Source organism: Streptomyces sp. NPDC050423, assembly GCF_040655445.1.
Lineage (GTDB): Bacteria > Actinomycetota > Actinomycetes > Streptomycetales > Streptomycetaceae > Streptomyces.
The window spans coordinates 43,278-60,157 of the sequence record NZ_JBFAJY010000034.1; the positions used below are offsets into that span (position 1 = coordinate 43,278).

Here is a 16,880-nt window from a genome sequence, read left to right on the forward strand (position 1 = left end):
AGCACAGAACCCGGTCCGGGACAGGCCCGGACCGGGTTGATGTGTCAGCGCGAGGTCAAGCGCCGCGGCGCTGTGACGACGGACCGGACTGGTCGTCCTCGTCCTCGTCATCGTTGTTGTACTGATCCGCGTACTGTGCGTACGGGTCATCTTCCTCGTCGTCGTCCTCGAACGGCTCTGCGTTCGGTGGTTGACTCGAAGGTGATGCGCCCAGCTCATTGGCCAGACGCGACAGGTCAGTCCCGCCGCTGCTGTACTTCAGCTGACGGGCGACCTTTGTCTGCTTGGCCTTTGCCCGGCCGCGCCCCATGGCTCGACCCCCTCGGTGACGGGGCTCGACGGCCCCAGAGTCTTGACACGCGTTCATGTTTCAGGACGGACTCTCGACAGAGAGACCGTGCCTGTAGAGCTTCAACGGTACCTGCTTCCGCGGCCATACGGTACGCCGCCCGCATCACACACCCCGGAAGAGGACCCGCGAGGAGCCCTGTCCTCGCTGGTCAACTGCGATTTTAACCTCTTCTGGGCATGCGACCCGCCGACCGGGGTGAGGCATGTCTCCCCGATCGGCGGGTACAGCAGGCTCTGCGCAGGGAATGACCCCCTGTAGGGCCCCTGCCGCGCTCAGCGACGCCTGGCGTCTGCCATCCGCTGCTCGGCGATCCGGTCGGCCGCGGCGGCCGGCGGGATCCCGTCACTCTTCGCACGTGCGAATATGGCCAGCGTTGTGTCGAAGATCTTTGCCGCCTTGGCCCGGCACCGGTCGAAGTCGAAGCCGCGCAGCTCGTCGGCGACCTGGATGACGCCGCCGGCGTTCACCACGTAGTCGGGCGCGTAGAGGATCGAGCGGTCCGCCAGGTCCTTCTCGACGCCCGGGTGCGCGAGCTGGTTGTTGGCCGCGCCGCACACCACCGAGGCGGTGAGCACCGGAACGGTGTCGTCGTTCAGCGCGCCGCCGAGCGCGCACGGGGCGTAGATGTCCAGACCCTCGGTACGGATCAGCGCCCCGGTGTCCGCCGCCACGGCGACCTCGGGGTGCTTCTCGGTGATCCGGCGCACGGACTCGTCCCGCACATCGGTGATCGTGACCAGCGCGCCGTCCGCCAGCAGGTGCTCGACGAGGTGATGGCCGACCTTGCCGACTCCGGCGACCCCCACTTTTCGGCCACGCAGCGTCGGGTCGCCCCAGAGGTGCTGGGCCGAGGCCCGCATGCCCTGGAAGACACCGAACGCGGTGAGCACCGACGAGTCGCCGGCGCCGCCGTTCTCGGGGGAGCGGCCGGTGGTCCAGCGGCACTCGCGGGCCACGACGTCCATGTCGGCGACGTACGTGCCGACATCGCACGCGGTCACGTAACGGCCGCCGAGCGAGGCCACCGCCCGGCCGTAGGCCAGCAGCAGTTCGGTCCGCCGGGCGCCCTCGAAGGACTCCGGGTCGCCGATGATGACGGCCTTGCCGCCACCGTGGTCGAGCCCGGCCAGAGCGTTCTTGTACGACATGCCGCGCGCCAGGTTCAGCGCGTCCGCGACGGCTGCCTCCTCGGAGGCGTACGGATAGAAACGGGTACCGCCCAGGGCCGGGCCCAGGGCGGTGGAGTGGATGGCGATCACGGCCTTGAGGCCGCTGGCGCGGTCCTGACAGAGCACGACTTGTTCGTGTCCCCCCTGATCCGAGTGGAACAGGGTGTGCAGGACGCCGTCGGTCACATCGGTCACTGTGGTGACTCCCAATTACGAAGCGGCGGGAAGACTCTCCTGAAGGTGGGGAGAGCCCCGGACCGACCGGCAGGGACGGTCCGTGGGCATGAGCTTAAGGCCGCTCGTCCCGTACGGACGGAGATGTGATCCGGTGCCGCGGATCACCCACGACCGGAGTACGGGCGTGACACGATCGCTGCATGTCGGTGGTGTCTTCGGTGCCCGTCCCATACGCGTCCTACCTCAGGGTCTACGAGCCACTGGCGGCCTTCCCGGAGGCCGAACGCGCGCACTGGGCGCGCTATGCGGGCCGTGCCCGGATCCCCACGGCCCAGGACGAACTGCGCCGTTCGCTGGCCGATCTGGCGGCGACCCCGCCGGTCGGTGTCCCGGCGCACGAGAGCGCCGACGCGTTCGTCGCCGAGGTGGACGGTGTGGTGTGCGTCTGCCCGTGGCGGACCCGGCTGCGCGGCTGGCTGGCGCTGGACGGTCTGGCGGACATGTTCCCCGGCCCGGTGCTCGACGCCGTGCTGCCGCCGGTGGTGCGCGGGCAGGCACTGGCCGACCACGAGCGGTGGTCGGAGCGCAATCCGGACGCCCGGCCCTGGATCAGGACGGCGGTGTGGCAGGTCCCGGTGCGCTGGTTCGTCCTCGTCTCGGACGAGGAGCGCGAGCACCGGCCGGCGGCCGAGGACGGCGAGCCGGCCGTGCTGCGCTACCGGACGCCGATGGTCCAGGCGCGCCGCCGGCTGGCGCGGGGGCTGAAGACGTTGCGCGAGACGATGGAGGAGGGGCCGCTCACCGACGGCCTGGTGGATGTCGGCCGCTGGCTGGAGGAGTTCCATCCGCGCGCCCTGGTCGAGCTGGACTACGGCGGGCTGGTGCACGCCCTGCCGGCGCGGCACCTCGCCGAGGACCGGAGTGCCGCGGACGTGGCCGAGGGCATCGCGGCGCTGCGGTCCGGTGACACCGAGGGGGCAAGTGCGGCGTACGCCCGTCTTTCGGAACGCTGGAGGTCCGTAAGAGATCGTCAGTTCGCGAACTGACAAGCGATGAACCTGCGTCCTGTGTGACACGTGAGGGTGAAGGGGCGGGAGCGTATACCTGATGTGTCAGGACCTACGTCCCGAACCGGGCCTTTGCCTCAAGCGTGATGGATAGCACTTACGGGGCCCTTGCGCCCTTACCTACTCCTCGTGCCAAAATAGGACAAGGAGTCCGGGGAGGACTCCATTCGTCCAATTATGGGCGGAGTGCTCTGCATTGCGTTCTATAGGGGGTCTGACGACTCCTGATCGCTCTGTGACTGATCGTCACGGTGGTGTGACTGTCCGCTATGGCATGGTCCATCGGCTTCCGTCGCTGATGAACACCTGGGAGGGCAATTCCATCGGTTTGGCCGACGTGGCTGGACGGATGGTGTAGTTGTAGTGCCGAGGACAAGCCGTTCGTCCTATAACCGACTCGGCCCGCGTCCGCCATATCGGGCAACGTGGGTCAAGGTGCAGAATTTAGAGGAAAGAACCGAGATGGTTCGGTTCTCCCGAGGAGGCCGCTCATGACCGCTCGCACCCCTGATGCCGAGCCGCTGCTGACCCCGGCTGAGGTTGCCACGATGTTCCGCGTGGACCCGAAGACGGTTACCCGTTGGGCCAAGGCAGGCAAGCTCACGTCCATCCGCACGCTCGGTGGACATCGCCGGTACCGCGAGGCAGAGGTCCGCGCACTGCTTGCGGGTATTCCGCAGCAGCGCAGCGAGGCCTGACAAACCCCTGTCGCCGCAGCACAACTGGGCTTTTGGGTCCCCCAACCCATGTAGCCCGCCCATAGCTCCATATGACGGGCGCCCGCCCCAACGGGCGCCGTACCTGTGTCATACAGGTCACGTCGTCAGATCGCGCTGGACTCCGCCGGGTCCAGCGCGATCTTTTTTTGTGCGTACGCGGCCGGCCGCGAGGTGTGCTCCGGGCCGTGGCGCCCTGCCTGTTCAGGCCACTGGAAACCGCACGCCCGGTTGGCTCCCGATGGGTCTCGTGCGGGCTTGCTCGGGTCTGTGCGGGACTGTGTGGCCTCGTCCCGGGAAGGCCGGGCGAGGACGGTTCGGGGGCTCCTGGGCGGCTCCCGTCCGAGTGGTGCAATTGCACATATTAAATTCGCCAGTTGTAGGAAGGGCGTAAAGTCACCCCTTCTCAAAACGAATTCAGTGACTCCCGTCACACGGCAGGACTCTTGCCAAGTACGAGCCTGCCACTGCATAGGGGTGCGACAGCACGCCATTGGTCACGTGGCGGGAGGACTTTCGTCCCGCGGGGTGGCGGACCGGCCGCCATGGACCGGTCCGGGGCCGCTCGGCGCCGGCGCCTCGCCGCGCGGCGCTCCGGCGGCCCGCGCGACGGCCTTCGGGGGCCCTGTGGGTGCCCCGGAAGGATCGGGCGGCTCCTCGGTCGGTTCCGCCGCCTGAGAGGCCGTCAGGGGGTCCGTGGCGAGCCGCAGCAGCCGGGCGCAGACCGCGCAGTGCCGGGTGAGGTGGCGGTAGCGGGTGGCGGCCGCCAGATGGCCGCGCAGCAGGGCGTGGATCTCGTGCCGGGGCGTCCTCCGTCGGGCGCGGGGCAGCGGCCGGGCCGCTTCGAGGGTGCCGCCCCCGTCCGCCCGGGGGTCCACGGCCGCCCGCGGCCTCTCGTCCGCTCGCGGTCTCTCCTCCGTCCGGAGGGCCCCGTCCGTCCGGAAAGCGGTGTCCGTCCGGAAACCGGTGTCCGGACGGAATCCGGTGTCCGGGCGGAAACCGTCACTCGTTCCGGATTCCTCGTCCGTCCGGAATGCCTCGTTCGTCCGGAACCCCTCGCCCGTGGATGCCGCCATCCGCGCCACCTCCCGGTGGATGCGCGCTGCCCCGCGCCGAGAAAACAGGGACAGCCCCTGTTTTCTGAGTACTCGTCGGCGGACGCCGGAGTCAATACGCGCGAAAGCCCGGATCCAGGGGATCCGGGCTTTCGTTACTGCGGTCCTGACGGGATTTGAACCCGCGGCCTCCACCTTGACAGGGTGGCGAGCACTCCAAACTGCTCCACAGGACCAGGTTTTCGCGGCTGCCTCGCGGCCGGCTGCGAAGACAGACTCTACAGGAGGTCAGAGGGTGCGGTCGACCTCACTTCCGGTGGCCGGCCGGTCACCCGGCCACCGGCGCACGGTTACGGGGCGGCGGCGTCGATCGCCTTCACGATCCGCTTGTCGGATACGGGGAACGCGGTGCCCAGCGCGTGCGCGAAATAGCTGACGCGCAGCTCCTCGATCATCCAGCGGATGTCCAGGACCTCCTGCGGAACGGGCCTGCCCTGCGGCAGCTGTTCGAGCAGCCAGGCGTACTCGTCCTGCATCTCGTGGACCTTCTCCATGCGCGAGGTGTCGCGCTGGACGTTGGTCGGCATCTGCTGGAGCCGGCGGTCCTCCGCGACCAGGTAGCGCATCAGGTCGGGCAGCCTGCGCAGCCCGGTCGCGGTCACGAACCCGGGCGGGACGAGACGGGCGAGGTGCTCCCGTACATCGGTGACGTTGTTGATCAGGACCAGGCTGTTGGTGGCCTTCAGCCGGCGCTCGCACGCCTGCCAGGCCGCCAGGATCTGCTGGACCTGGCCGATCGTGCGGACGGTGAGGTCCACCAGATCGGCGCGCACCTTGTCGTACAGCTTCCGGAACGACGCCTCGTCCCAGGCGGGGCCGCCGTGCGCGGCGATCAGCCGGTCGGCGGCGGCGGTCGCGCAGTCGTCGAAGAGCGCCTGGATGGAGCCGTGCGGGTTGCGGGACAGGGCCAGCTTCTGCTGGTTCGTCAGCTTGTCCGAGGCGAACTTCGCCGGGTTCACCGGGATGTTCAGCAGGATCAGCTTCCGGGTGCCGCGCCACATCGCCTGCTGCTGCTCGGCCTCGGTGTCGAAGAGCCGTACGGCGACGGTCTCGCCCTGGTCGACGAGCGCCGGGTACGCCTTGACCGGCTGGCCGGCCCGCCGGGTCTCGAAGATCCGGTCCAGCGTGCCGATCGTCCAGTCCGTGAGGCCTGAGCGCTCGATGGACTCGCCCGTGGGGCCCGCGGTCGCCGCGGCGGCCTTGGAGAGCGCCTGCCGGGCCTTGGGGCGCAGCTGGATCTTCAGCGCCTCCAGGTCCTTGTCCTCGGCGACCGTGCGACGCCGCTCGTCGACGATCCGGAAGGTGATCTTCAGGTGGTCCGGGACCCGGCTCAGGTCGAAGTCGTCCGCGGTGACCGGGACGCCGACCATCCGCTGGAGCTCGCGGGCGAGGGTGACCGGCAGCGGCTCCTGGAGGGGCACGGCCCGGTCGAGGAACTTGCCCGCGTAGTCCGGGGCGGGGACGTAGTGCCGGCGGATCGGCTTGGGCAGGGAGCGGATCAGCTCGGTGACCACTTCCTCGCGCAGGCCGGGGATCTGCCAGTCGAAGCCCTCCGACGTGACCTGGTTGAGCACCTGGAGCGGGATGTGGACGGTCACGCCGTCGGCGTCCGCACCGGGCTCGAACTGGTACGTCACCCGGAACTTGAGTTTCCCCTGCCGCCAGGAGTCCGGGTAGTCGTCCTTGGTGACGTTCCCGGCCTTCTCGTTGATGAGCATCGAGCGCTCGAAGTCCAGCGCGTCCGGCTCGTCCCGGCGCTTGTTCTTCCACCACGAGTCGAAGTGCGCACCCGAGACGATGTGCTCCGGGAGCCGCTGGTCGTAGAAGTCGAAGAGCGTCTCGTCGTCCACGAGGATGTCGCGGCGCCGGGCACGGTGCTCCAGCTCCTCGACCTCGCCCAGGAGCTTGCGGTTGTCGTGGAAGAACTGGTGGTGCGTGCGCCAGTCGCCCTCGACCAGGGCGTTGCGGATGAAGAGGTCCCGCGAGATCTCCTGGTCGATACGGCCGAAATTAATCTTGCGCTGGGCAACGATCGGCACGCCGTACAGCGTGACCCGCTCGAATGCCATCACCGCCGCCTGGTCCTTCTCCCAGTGCGGCTCGCTGTAGGTGCGCTTCAGCAGGTGCTGGGCCAGCGGCTCGATCCACTCCGGCTCGACCCGGGCGTTGACCCGCGCCCACAGCCGGGACGTCTCCACCAGCTCGGCCGACATCACGAACCGCGGCTGCTTCTTGAAGAGGGCCGACCCCGGGAAGATCGCGAACTTGGCGTTGCGGGCACCGACGTACTCGTTCTTCTCGGTGTCCTTCAGCCCGATGTGCGAGAGCAGGCCGGCCAGCAGCGAGGTGTGCACGGACTGCTCGGGAGCAGCAGCGCCCGTCGAGGACTCGTCGAGATCGAGGCCCATCTGCTTGGCGACCGTGCGCAGCTGCGCGTAGATGTCCTGCCATTCGCGGATGCGCAGGAAGTTCAGGTATTCCTGCTTGCACATCCGGCGGAAGCTGGAGGAGCCGCGCTCCTTCTGCTGCTCGCGGATGTAGCGCCACAGATTCAGGTACGCCAGGAAGTCCGACGTCTCGTCCTTGAACCGGGCGTGCTGCTGATCGGCCTGTGTCTGCTTCTCGGACGGGCGCTCGCGCGGGTCCTGGATGGAGAGCGCGGCGGCGATGACCATGACCTCGCGGACACAGCCGTTGCGGTCGGCCTCGATGACCATCCGGGCCAGGCGCGGGTCCACCGGCAGCTGGGAAAGCCGGCGGCCCAGCGGGGTGAGCCGCTTTTTGGGATCCTTCTCCTCCGGATCCAGCGCCCCCAGCTCCTGGAGAAGCTGCACACCGTCGCGGATGTTGCGGTGGTCCGGCGGATCGATGAAGGGGAACTTCTCGATGTCGCCCAGACCGGCCGCGGTCATCTGGAGGATGACGGAGGCCAGGTTCGTCCGCAGGATCTCCGGGTCCGTGAACTCCGCACGGGTCAGGAAGTCGTCCTCGGAGTACAGCCGGATGCAGATGCCGTCCGACGTACGGCCGCAGCGGCCCTTGCGCTGGTTGGCGCTGGCCTGCGAGATCCGCTCGATCGGCAGCCGCTGGACCTTGGTGCGGTGGCTGTAGCGGGAGATACGGGCGTTGCCCGGGTCGATCACGTACTTGATGCCGGGGACGGTCAGCGAGGTCTCGGCGACATTGGTCGCCAGCACGATCCTGCGACCGGTGTGGCGCTGGAACACCCGGTGCTGCTCGGAGTGCGACAGGCGCGCGTAGAGGGGGAGCACCTCGGTGTGTCTGAGGTTGCGTTTGCCCAGCGCGTCCGCGGTGTCGCGGATCTCCCGCTCCCCGGAGAGGAAGACCAGGACGTCGCCGGGCCCCTCCGACTGGAGCTCGTCGACGGCGTCGCAGATCGCGGTGATCTGGTCGCGGTCGGAGTCGTCGCCCTCCTCTTCGAGGAGCGGGCGGTACCGCACCTCCACCGGGTACGTACGGCCGCTGACCTCGACGACCGGGGCCTCGCCGAAGTGGCGCGCGAAACGCTGGGGGTCGATCGTCGCCGAGGTGATGACGACCTTCAGATCCGGGCGCTTGGGCAGCAGCCGGGCCAGATAGCCGAGGAGGAAGTCGATGTTCAGCGACCGCTCGTGGGCCTCGTCGATGATGATCGTGTCGTACGCGAGCAGCTCGCGGTCCGTCTGGATCTCGGCGAGCAGGATGCCGTCCGTCATGAGCTTGACGAAGGTCGCGTCCTGGTTCACCTGGTCGGTGAAGCGGACCTTCCAGCCCACCGCCTCGCCCAGCGGCGTCTTCAGCTCCTCGGCGATCCGCTCGGCCACCGTGCGCGCCGCGATCCGGCGGGGCTGGGTGTGTCCGATCATGCCGCGGACGCCACGCCCCAGCTCCATGCAGATCTTGGGGATCTGGGTGGTCTTGCCGGAGCCGGTCTCACCGGCGACGATCACGACCTGGTGGTCGCGTATCGCCTCCAGGATCTCGTCCTTCCTCTGGCTGACCGGAAGCTGTTCGGGGTACGTGAGGGCAGGCAGCCGCGCGGCCCGCAGGGCGAGCCGCCCGGCTGCCTTCGTGGCCTGGGCGGCGATCTCGTCCAGCGCGCCTTGCTGGGCCTCGGGCTGACGGATGCGGCGCGCCCCTTCGAGGCGGCGGCCGAGCCGGTGGGCGTCGCGCAGCGAGAGCTGCCCGAGCTGGGACTGGAGATCGGCGAAGGAAGTAGACATACGGGTACCAGGATCTCACCCGGGCCCGAGGAACGGCGAACGTATTTCGCGCGGGCTCGGTCACGGAGTCGGCACGGTGGGGGGCGGCGCGATCACAGCACGTACCATTCCGGACAGTTGAACTCCCATGAACTTCCGTGAACGCCCATGCAATCCCGTTGAACCCCCGTGAACCCTGTCCGCAGAACAGCCCCAGGAAGGCCGGTCGCCGTGACCCGTTCGCAGTGGTCCTGCCTGGTGGCGGCCCTCGCGGTCGTCCTCGGGCTGTTCTGCGGACAGGCGACGGTGGCCCGGACGGCAGTCGCCGCGGCGGTTCCGGCGGCGGCCGTCGTGCCGTCCCCGGTGTCCGCCCACGTTTCCGCCCGGGTATCCGCCCAGGACCCGGTGCCGGTCGTGACGGTCACCGCGGACAGCGGGGACGGGATTCCGGGCTGCGGCAGGGGCGGTAAGCGCGAGGGCGGCGAACCCGCCGTTCCCGGCCGGGCCCGCGCGGCCCAGGACCAGGCGCCGGGCCTCGCCGAATGGGGCCTGCCCGTCGCCGCCGGGCCGGGGCCGGTCCGGCCCCCCGCTCCGACGGCGCTGCGCGGGCCCGACGCGAGCGCGCCCACTCCGGTGGAACTCTCCGTACTGAGGGTGTAGACGGCCCGCGTCTCCACGGCCGTCCCCTCACCTCTCCCGCATCGCCAGCACGGAGTTCCGCATGCCCAAGCCCATGCCCAAGCCCATGCCCAAGCCCATGCCCACGTCCAAGTCCACGTCCACGTCCACGTCCAAGCCGTCCCAGAAGTCCCGTACGACCGGCGGGCCGAACAAGGCCGGCAGGTCCAGGAAGCCGCTCGTCTACGGCGCCGGGATCGTCGTGGCCGCAGCCCTGCTCGGTTATGTCTCCTACCGGGCCACCGCCCCCGACTCCCCGGGCTCCGGCTCCTCGGCGGTCGCCGACGTCACCGCCGAGCCGGAGGCCGGCGTCTACCCCGAGCTGGCGGAGCTGGCCAGGCGCGACGCCGGCGACAAGCTGGCACAGGGCCGGCCGGACGCGCCCGTCGTCCTCATCGAGTACGCCGACTTCAAGTGCGGCTACTGCGCGAAGTTCGCCCGCGACACCGAACCCGCCCTGGTGAAGAAGTACGTCGACAACGGCACCCTGCGCATCGAGTGGCGCAACTTCCCGATCTTCGGCGCCGAGTCCGAGGCCGCGGCGCGCGCCTCCTGGGCCGCCGGACAGCAGGGGCGCTTCTGGCAGTTCCACCGTGCCGCGTACGCCGAAGGGGCCAAGGAGAAGGGGTTCGGCAAGGACCGCCTGAAGGCGCTCGCCCAGCAGGCGGGGGTGGCCGACCTGGACCGCTTCCAGGCCGACACGGACGGCGCGGCGGCAGCGGCCGCGGTCAGCAAGGACCAGGAGCAGGGGTACGGAATCGGCGCGACGTCCACCCCGTCGTTCCTGATCAACGGCCGCCCGATCGCCGGAGCGCAGTCGACGCAGACCTTCGCCCAGGCCATCGAGCAGGCGGCACAGCAGGCGAAGAGCCTCGGCAACGGTGGCGAGGACGCCAAGCCGTCCGCAGACACCACAGACACCGCAGGCACCACAGACACCGCAGGCACCGCAGGCACCGCAGGCACCGCAGGCACCGCAGGCACCGCAGACACCGCAGGCACCGCAGGCACCGCAGACACCGCAGGCTCCGCGGGCGCGACGAAGTGACGGCCGGGATCGGCTACTTCGCCGCGCTCCTGGGCGGACTGCTGGCACTGCTCAGCCCGTGCAGCGCCCTGCTGCTCCCCGCCTTCTTCGCGTACTCCATCAACTCCACCTCACGGCTCCTCGCCCGGACCGGGATCTTCTACGCGGGCCTGGCCACCACCCTCGTCCCGCTGGGTGCGGCGGGTTCGTACGCCGGACGGCTCTTCTACAGCCACCGCGACGCCCTCGTCCTCGGAGCGGGCTGGCTGATCATCGTTCTCGGCGTCGCCCAGATCGTCGGTCTCGGCTTCGCCTCGCGCCGGATCGCCGCCCTCAGCGGCCGGATCCGTCCCACGACCGCCGTATCGGTCTACGCGCTCGGCGCGGTCTACGGACTGGCCGGATTCTGCGCGGGACCGATCCTCGGAAGCGTGCTGACCGTGGCGGCCGTCAGCGGCAGCCCGGCGTACGGGGGACTGCTGCTCGCCGTCTACGCCCTGGGCATGGCGGTGCCGCTCTTCCTGCTCGCGCTGCTCTGGGAACGGTTCGAGCTGGGCCGCCGCGCGTGGCTGCGCGGGCGGGTCGTGCGGCTCGGCCGCTTCGAGCTGCACACCACGTCGCTGCTGTCGGGGCTCTTCTTCATCGGGCTCGGCGCGATGTTCCTGGTGTATGACGGGACGACCGCGCTGCCCGGACTGCTGGACGTGGACCAGTCGTTCGCCGTGGAGCAGTGGGCCCAGGGCGTCGGCGAGCACGTACCGGATGTGGTGATGCTGGTCGCGGTGGTGGCCGTGGTGCTGCTGGTGCTCGCGGTACGGGCCGGGCGCCGCCGCCGTGCGGAGGCCGGGGACGAGCTGAACACCGCTGACCGGGAGGGTGCCTGACACGGCGAAGGCCCCGTCCACCGGACGGGGCCTTCGGGTGGTGGCTGGGGCCGGGATCGAACCGGCGACCTATCGCTTTTCAGGCGATCGCTCGTACCAACTGAGCTACCCAGCCACGCAGCTCGTACGGGCTGCAGCGGTCCTGACGGGATTTGAACCCGCGGCCTCCACCTTGACAGGGTGGCGAGCACTCCAAACTGCTCCACAGGACCAAGCTTTGTGCGACTAAGTGTCGCACAGGTTGTGCGTGCCCCCAACGGGATTCGAACCCGTGCTACCGCCTTGAAAGGGCGGCGTCCTGGGCCACTAGACGATGAGGGCAGAACTGCTAATACAGCCGCTTCTTCATCTGTCACCCGAGGGAACGTGAGAAGCATGTGACTCCGCTTCCCCCCGAGAGGTTCCGCTTCTCCTGCAACCTGTGAGGTTCCAGAACGGTCGAGCCCTGACCGGCACCCTTGGGCACGTCGGAGACTGTACACGTGCATTTCGGTGTCAGCCAAACCGAAAAGGCGAGGGCGTCGCGCCGGCAGGTTTCCCCTCCGGGAGATGGCGGCTGACCTCGGCCGTCGTCAGGCCGAGCCCGCCCAGTGTGATCTCGTCCCAGGCCTGCAGACGCCGGGTGGCGCGGTCCAGATAGAGCACGGACGCGAGCACCTGTTCCGGCTTCTTGTTCTGTACGGCGCGCAGCCCGCCGCCGCCCGTGGAGCCCTCGACCTTCAGCCGGGTGCCGAGCTTCATCACCTCGTTCTGCCGGTGGTGCACATGGCCGGCCAGCACGAGCGGGACCGTGCCGTCCGTCTCCCGGGCCGCCGCCGGCTCGTGGGTGACGGCGATGTCGACCGGGGTGCCGGCCCGCTGCTGGTCGCGCAGCGCGGCCGCCAGCCGCAGGCCCGCCGTCCGTTCGACGTCCTCGGCCTGTTCGGGCCCGGTGCGGTCCGGGGTGAACTCCGGGTCCCCGATGCCCGCGACCCGCAGCCCGCCGACGTTCACCGCCCGGCCCCCGTCCAGCACGTGCACGTTCTTGAACCGCTTCGCGTGCTCCAGGTACTTCTGGGTGATCGCGGAGTCGTGGTTGCCGCGGACCCAGACGTAGGGGGCGCCCAGATCGCCGACCGGGTCGAGGAAGCTGTTCTCGACGGCGGCGCCGTGGTCCATCGTGTCGCCCGAATCGATGATCACGTCGATGTCGTACTGCTCGACGAGCGAGCCGATGATGTGCCAGGCCGCGGGGTTCAGATGGATGTCGGAGACATGCAGGACGCGGAGGGTGGCGGGGTCCGGGCTGTAGACGGGGAGCGTCGAGGTGGCGTCGTACAGCTTGGTGACGTTGGTGACCAGCCGGGCCAGCTCCCGCTGGTAGACGTCGAAGTCGGTGACGATCGAGCGGGCGTCGCCGACGACCGAGGGGGCGCTGGAGAGCAGGCCGGAGAACCGGGGCTCCAGGACCGACTTCGGGTTCCAGGTGGCGTACGCGCTGACCCCCGAGGCGGCCAGCAGCGCGAGTGCGAGCCCGCCGGCCGCGAGGGCGCGGCGGGGCCTGCGGTAGACCGCGAGGCCCAGTGCGGTGGCTCCGGAGACGACCGCGACGCAGGAGCGCAGGGCGAGCTCACGGGTGCCGGCGGCGACGTCGCCGGTGACCTCGTCCTCCAGTCCCGACAGCCGTTCGGGGTGCTGGACCAGGGACTCGGAGCGGACCGGGTCGAGGCGGTCGACATCGACGTCGAGCCGGACCGGGGCGCGGTGCGAGTCCAGTTCCAGGGCGCCGAGCGGCGACACGTTGATCTTGGTGCCGCCGCTGAGGGAAGGGCGCAGGGTCATCGTCGTGTCCATCGGGCCGACGGTCGTACGGACACTGCCGACGGCCAGCAGCCCGAGCCAGGCGCCGAACAGCACGACGGTGACCAGACCCAGCGCGCGGGCGAACGGGCGCGGCGAGGCGACGGGCGCGCCGCCGGTGCGGCGGATGCGGAGGCGGCGGACACGGGCTGCTGCGGCACGGAACGGGTCGCGGGCCATTGGGCGACTGTGCCCCGGTCCGTGGGGAGGTATGCGCTCCGGGCACCTCGGGGCGTATTCGGCCCCGGTACGTGACAATGACGGGGTGCTGGAGATGACGCGGGAAGAGTTCGAGGAACTGGTCGGCGAGGCCCTGGACCGGATCCCGCCGGAGCTGACCCGGCTGATGGACAACGTCGCGGTCTTCGTCGAGGACGAACCGGAAGCCGACGATCCGGATCTGCTCGGGCTCTACGAGGGCACGCCGCTGACCGAGCGCGGCGAGTGGTACGCGGGTGTGCTGCCGGACCGGATCACCATCTACCGGGGGCCGACGCTGCGGATGTGCGAGTCGCGCGAGCGCGTCGTCGCCGAGACGGAGATCACCGTCGTCCATGAGATCGCCCACCACTTCGGCATCGACGACGAGAGGCTGCACGCGCTGGGTTACGGGTGAGGGGCGGGCCTCAGGTGTGAATGAGGTGTGCGGGCCGGGCCCGGGGGCGTGTCCCCGGCGGGGCGGCGGGAGTTGGGCACAGCGCTCCCCGGCTCGTTTCCGTACCGCCTCGTCCGTCCTCGCGCCCCCGGAGGTGCCCCCGTGCGCCAGTTGTCCATCCCTTTGTCCGTCCCCGTCCGCTGGGCGGCCGTCACCGTTGTGACCATCGTCGCGTCCACCGGCTGCATGAGCGTCGGTGACGACGCCGGGAAACCGGCACCCTCGCGGTCCGCCACGCCGAAGGGGTCGGTGGCCGGTCCCGACGGCTCCACGGTGGCCGGCACCGGCCGGGCCCGTACCGGCGGCGCCGAGGCGCACTCCGAGCGGGAGGTCGCCGAGTCCGGCACCCCGAGCGCCTCCGCAGGCCCCTCGGGCAGCCCCGGCACGGGGTCCGCCGAGCCCCGTCGGGTCAGGGGCGGCCGGATGTCGGCGCCGCCGCTCCCGTCGCCGGAGCCAGGGGCCCCGCAGCAGCCGGACCCCCCGGCTCCGTCCGAGCCGCAGGCCCCTGAGCCGTCGGCTCCGCCGGAGCCCGAGCCGGAGCCGTCGGAGCCGCCGGAGGTGCCTTCGGCGTCGCCCGCCGCGCAGCTCCGCACTGACGCGATGGGAGCGCCGGACAACGTGGACGAGATGCGGACCCCGGAGGCATCACCGCAGGTGGGACCGGCTTGACGGGGTGGCCGGCGGGGGGCCGGTTTGCGCGATGCCGGGGTGAGTGCGTATGGTAGTAGATCGTTTGATCCATTGCCCGGCGCCGACACAGAAGAGCGCCGTGTGGCGCGTACTCTCCCTTGCCGTGGCTGGACCGCATTGAGGCGGTCGAAATTGCGAAAACACGGAGTTACGGGCGCGTGCCGAGACTCCGGAAGGTTTCGCATTTCGCATGTCAATTTCCAGTTCTGACCACACCGTGCTGCCCGAGAACATCGAGAACGACGAGCTCGTCGAGGCCGCGGAGGCCGTTGTCGCCGAGTCTGCCGTCTCCATCAAGGACTACATCGCGGCCCCTCAGGCCGACACCGACGCTCCTCAGGCCGAGAAGGACGCTCCGAAGGCCGAGAAGGCCGAGCAGACCGTCTCCGACGCCCCCCGGGCCGAGCAGACCGACGCCGACACCGACTCCGCCGCCGACGAGGCGGACGCGGACGCCGAGCCGACCGTCACCTTCGCCAGCCTGGGCCTGCCCGACGGCATCGTCCGCAAGCTCGCGCAGAACGGTGTGACCGCGCCCTTCCCGATCCAGGCAGCGACCATCCCGGACGCCCTGGCCGGAAAGGACATCCTCGGCCGCGGCCGTACCGGCTCCGGCAAGACCCTCTCCTTCGGTCTGCCGACGCTGGCCTCGCTTTCCGGTGGCCACACCGAGAAGAAGAAGCCCCGCGCGATCATCCTCACCCCGACGCGTGAGCTCGCGATGCAGGTCGCGGACGCGCTCCAGCCGTACGGCGACGTGCTCGGCCTGAAGATGAAGGTCGTCTGCGGCGGTACGTCGATGGGCAACCAGATCTACGCGCTGGAGCGCGGTGTCGACGTCCTCGTCGCCACCCCGGGCCGGCTGCGCGACATCATCAACCGGGGTGCCTGCTCCCTGGAGAACGTCCAGGTCGCCGTCCTCGACGAGGCCGACCAGATGTCCGACCTGGGCTTCCTGCCCGAGGTCACCGAGCTGCTCGACCAGATCCCCGGTGGCGGCCAGCGGATGCTCTTCTCCGCCACCATGGAGAACGAGATCGGCACCCTGGTCAAGCGCTACCTGAGCAACCCGGTCACCCACGAGGTCGACTCCGCCCAGGGCAACGTCTCGACCATGTCGCACCACGTCCTCGTCGTGAAGCCGAAGGACAAGGCGCCGGTCACCTCCGCCATCGCCGCCCGCAAGGGCCGCACGATCATCTTCGTCCGCACCCAGCTGGGCGCCGACCGCATCGCCGAGCAGCTCGTCGAGGCGGGCGTCAAGGCGGACGCACTGCACGGCGGCATGACCCAGGGCGCCCGTACCCGCGTTCTCGAGGACTTCAAGAAGGGCTACGTCAACGCGCTGGTCGCGACCGACGTCGCGGCGCGCGGTATCCACGTCGACGGCATCGACCTGGTCCTGAACGTGGACCCGGCCGGCGACCACAAGGACTACCTGCACCGCTCGGGCCGTACCGCCCGTGCCGGCAAGTCCGGTGTCGTGGTCTCGCTGGCGCTGCCGCACCAGCGTCGTCAGATCTTCCGCCTGATGGAGGACGCGGGCGTCGACGCCTCGCGCCACATCGTCCAGGGCGCGGGCGTCTTCGAGCCGGAGGTCGCCGAGATCACTGGTGCCCGTTCGCTCACCGAGGTCCAGGCCGACTCCGCGAACAACGCCGCCAAGCAGGCCGAGCGCGAGGCCGCCGACCTGACCAAGCAGCTGGAGCGCATCCAGCGCCGTGCCGTGGAGCTGCGCGAGGAGGCCGACCGCCTGGTCGCCCGTGCCGCACGCGAGCGGGGCGACGACCCCGAGGCAGCGGTGGCCGAGGTCGCCGCCGAGGCGGAGGCCGCACTCGTGGCCGCCGCTTCCGTGCCGGAGCAGCCGGCCGCGCGCGAGGAGCGCCGCGACGACCGCGGCAACTACGAGCGCCGCGACAACCGCGGCGGCGACCGCGGTGGGTACCGCGGCGGCAGCGACCGGGTCGGCGAGCGCAGTGGCCGTCCCACCGGTGGAAACGGCTACCGCGGCAGCAGCGACCGTCCGTCGTTCCGCGGCAGCAATGACCGTGGCAACGACCGCGGTGGCGACCGTGGCGGCCGTTCTTTCGAGCGTCGTGACAACGACCGCCCGGCGTTCAACCGTGACAACGACCGCCCCGCGTTCAACCGTGACCGCCGCGACGAGCGTCCCTCCGGTGGCTTCCGCTCCGGTGGCGGCGACCGTCGTGACGACCGCGGTGGCGACCGTGGCGGCCGTTCTTTCGAGCGTCGTGACAACGACCGCCCGGCGTTCAACCGTGACAACGACCGCCCCGCGTTCAACCGTG

The 16,880-nt window shown here is 70.2% G+C and carries 13 protein-coding genes and 4 tRNA genes; 8 read left to right on the forward strand and 9 right to left on the reverse strand.

Annotation, left to right across the window (positions count from 1 at the left end):
• Positions 1-55: 55 nt before the first annotated feature.
• A complete protein-coding gene (locus AB0I52_RS23810; protein ID WP_327338098.1) occupies positions 56-310 on the reverse strand; it encodes a DUF3073 domain-containing protein in 255 nt (84 codons plus the stop codon).
• A 314-nt stretch (positions 311-624) separates the two neighbouring features.
• Entirely contained in the window at positions 625-1,716 is a 1,092-nt protein-coding gene (locus AB0I52_RS23815; RefSeq protein ID WP_363075680.1) for a Glu/Leu/Phe/Val dehydrogenase dimerization domain-containing protein, read from the reverse strand.
• Positions 1,717-1,898: 182 nt separating this feature from the next.
• On the opposite strand from AB0I52_RS23815, the gene AB0I52_RS23820 reads away from it, so the two are divergent.
• The gene (locus AB0I52_RS23820) at positions 1,899-2,744 is read left to right on the forward strand and encodes a hypothetical protein (RefSeq protein ID WP_363075682.1); all 846 of its coding nucleotides are present in this window, start codon (positions 1,899-1,901) and stop codon (positions 2,742-2,744) included.
• A gap of 512 nt (positions 2,745-3,256) precedes the next feature.
• A complete protein-coding gene (bldC, locus tag AB0I52_RS23825) occupies positions 3,257-3,463 on the forward strand; it encodes a developmental transcriptional regulator BldC (protein ID WP_003949541.1) in 207 nt (68 codons plus the stop codon).
• A 515-nt stretch (positions 3,464-3,978) separates the two neighbouring features.
• Here bldC and AB0I52_RS23830 read toward each other — a convergent pair.
• The 3 genes from AB0I52_RS23830 to hrpA all read right to left on the reverse strand — a co-directional run bounded on the left by AB0I52_RS23830 (position 3,979) and on the right by hrpA (position 8,819).
• Complete coding sequence (locus tag AB0I52_RS23830; protein ID WP_363075733.1) at positions 3,979-4,311, reverse strand: DUF6274 family protein; 333 nt, start codon at positions 4,309-4,311, stop codon at positions 3,979-3,981.
• 386 nt (positions 4,312-4,697) lie between these two features.
• A tRNA-Asp gene (locus tag AB0I52_RS23835) sits at positions 4,698-4,772 on the reverse strand.
• A gap of 114 nt (positions 4,773-4,886) precedes the next feature.
• On the reverse strand, positions 4,887-8,819 hold the full coding sequence (gene hrpA, locus AB0I52_RS23840; RefSeq protein WP_363075684.1) for an ATP-dependent RNA helicase HrpA: 3,933 nt from the start codon (positions 8,817-8,819) through the stop codon (positions 4,887-4,889).
• A gap of 210 nt (positions 8,820-9,029) precedes the next feature.
• Between hrpA and AB0I52_RS23845 the strand changes: the two genes are divergently transcribed.
• The 3 genes from AB0I52_RS23845 to AB0I52_RS23855 all read left to right on the forward strand — a co-directional run bounded on the left by AB0I52_RS23845 (position 9,030) and on the right by AB0I52_RS23855 (position 11,387).
• Complete coding sequence (locus AB0I52_RS23845) at positions 9,030-9,458, forward strand: hypothetical protein (protein WP_363075686.1); 429 nt, start codon at positions 9,030-9,032, stop codon at positions 9,456-9,458.
• A 73-nt stretch (positions 9,459-9,531) separates the two neighbouring features.
• Positions 9,532-10,524: a thioredoxin domain-containing protein gene (locus tag AB0I52_RS23850; protein WP_363075735.1), complete on the forward strand. Its 993-nt coding sequence runs from the start codon at positions 9,532-9,534 to the stop codon at positions 10,522-10,524.
• A complete protein-coding gene (locus AB0I52_RS23855) occupies positions 10,521-11,387 on the forward strand; it encodes a cytochrome c biogenesis CcdA family protein (protein WP_363075687.1) in 867 nt (288 codons plus the stop codon). Before AB0I52_RS23850 ends, AB0I52_RS23855 begins: the two co-directional genes overlap by 4 nt.
• Before the next feature lie 38 nt (positions 11,388-11,425).
• Here the strand turns inward: AB0I52_RS23855 and AB0I52_RS23860 are convergent.
• From AB0I52_RS23860 to AB0I52_RS23875, 4 genes are all read right to left on the reverse strand, one after another.
• A tRNA-Phe gene (locus AB0I52_RS23860) sits at positions 11,426-11,502 on the reverse strand.
• A gap of 22 nt (positions 11,503-11,524) precedes the next feature.
• Positions 11,525-11,599: transfer RNA gene (locus AB0I52_RS23865), tRNA-Asp, on the reverse strand.
• A 36-nt stretch (positions 11,600-11,635) separates the two neighbouring features.
• Positions 11,636-11,708: transfer RNA gene (locus AB0I52_RS23870), tRNA-Glu, on the reverse strand.
• A 174-nt stretch (positions 11,709-11,882) separates the two neighbouring features.
• Positions 11,883-13,406, reverse strand: coding sequence for a metallophosphoesterase (locus AB0I52_RS23875; protein WP_363075689.1), 1,524 nt, complete (start codon positions 13,404-13,406; stop codon positions 11,883-11,885).
• An 85-nt stretch (positions 13,407-13,491) separates the two neighbouring features.
• Between AB0I52_RS23875 and AB0I52_RS23880 the strand changes: the two genes are divergently transcribed.
• From AB0I52_RS23880 to AB0I52_RS23890, 3 genes are all read left to right on the forward strand, one after another.
• The gene (locus AB0I52_RS23880; RefSeq protein WP_311304231.1) at positions 13,492-13,842 is read left to right on the forward strand and encodes a metallopeptidase family protein; all 351 of its coding nucleotides are present in this window, start codon (positions 13,492-13,494) and stop codon (positions 13,840-13,842) included.
• Between the two features lie 141 nt (positions 13,843-13,983).
• Positions 13,984-14,550, forward strand: coding sequence for a hypothetical protein (locus tag AB0I52_RS23885; RefSeq protein WP_363075691.1), 567 nt, complete (start codon positions 13,984-13,986; stop codon positions 14,548-14,550).
• 211 nt (positions 14,551-14,761) lie between these two features.
• Positions 14,762-16,880 (forward strand): DEAD/DEAH box helicase (locus AB0I52_RS23890; RefSeq protein ID WP_363075693.1); only part of this gene is annotated, 2,119 nt, incomplete at its 3' end.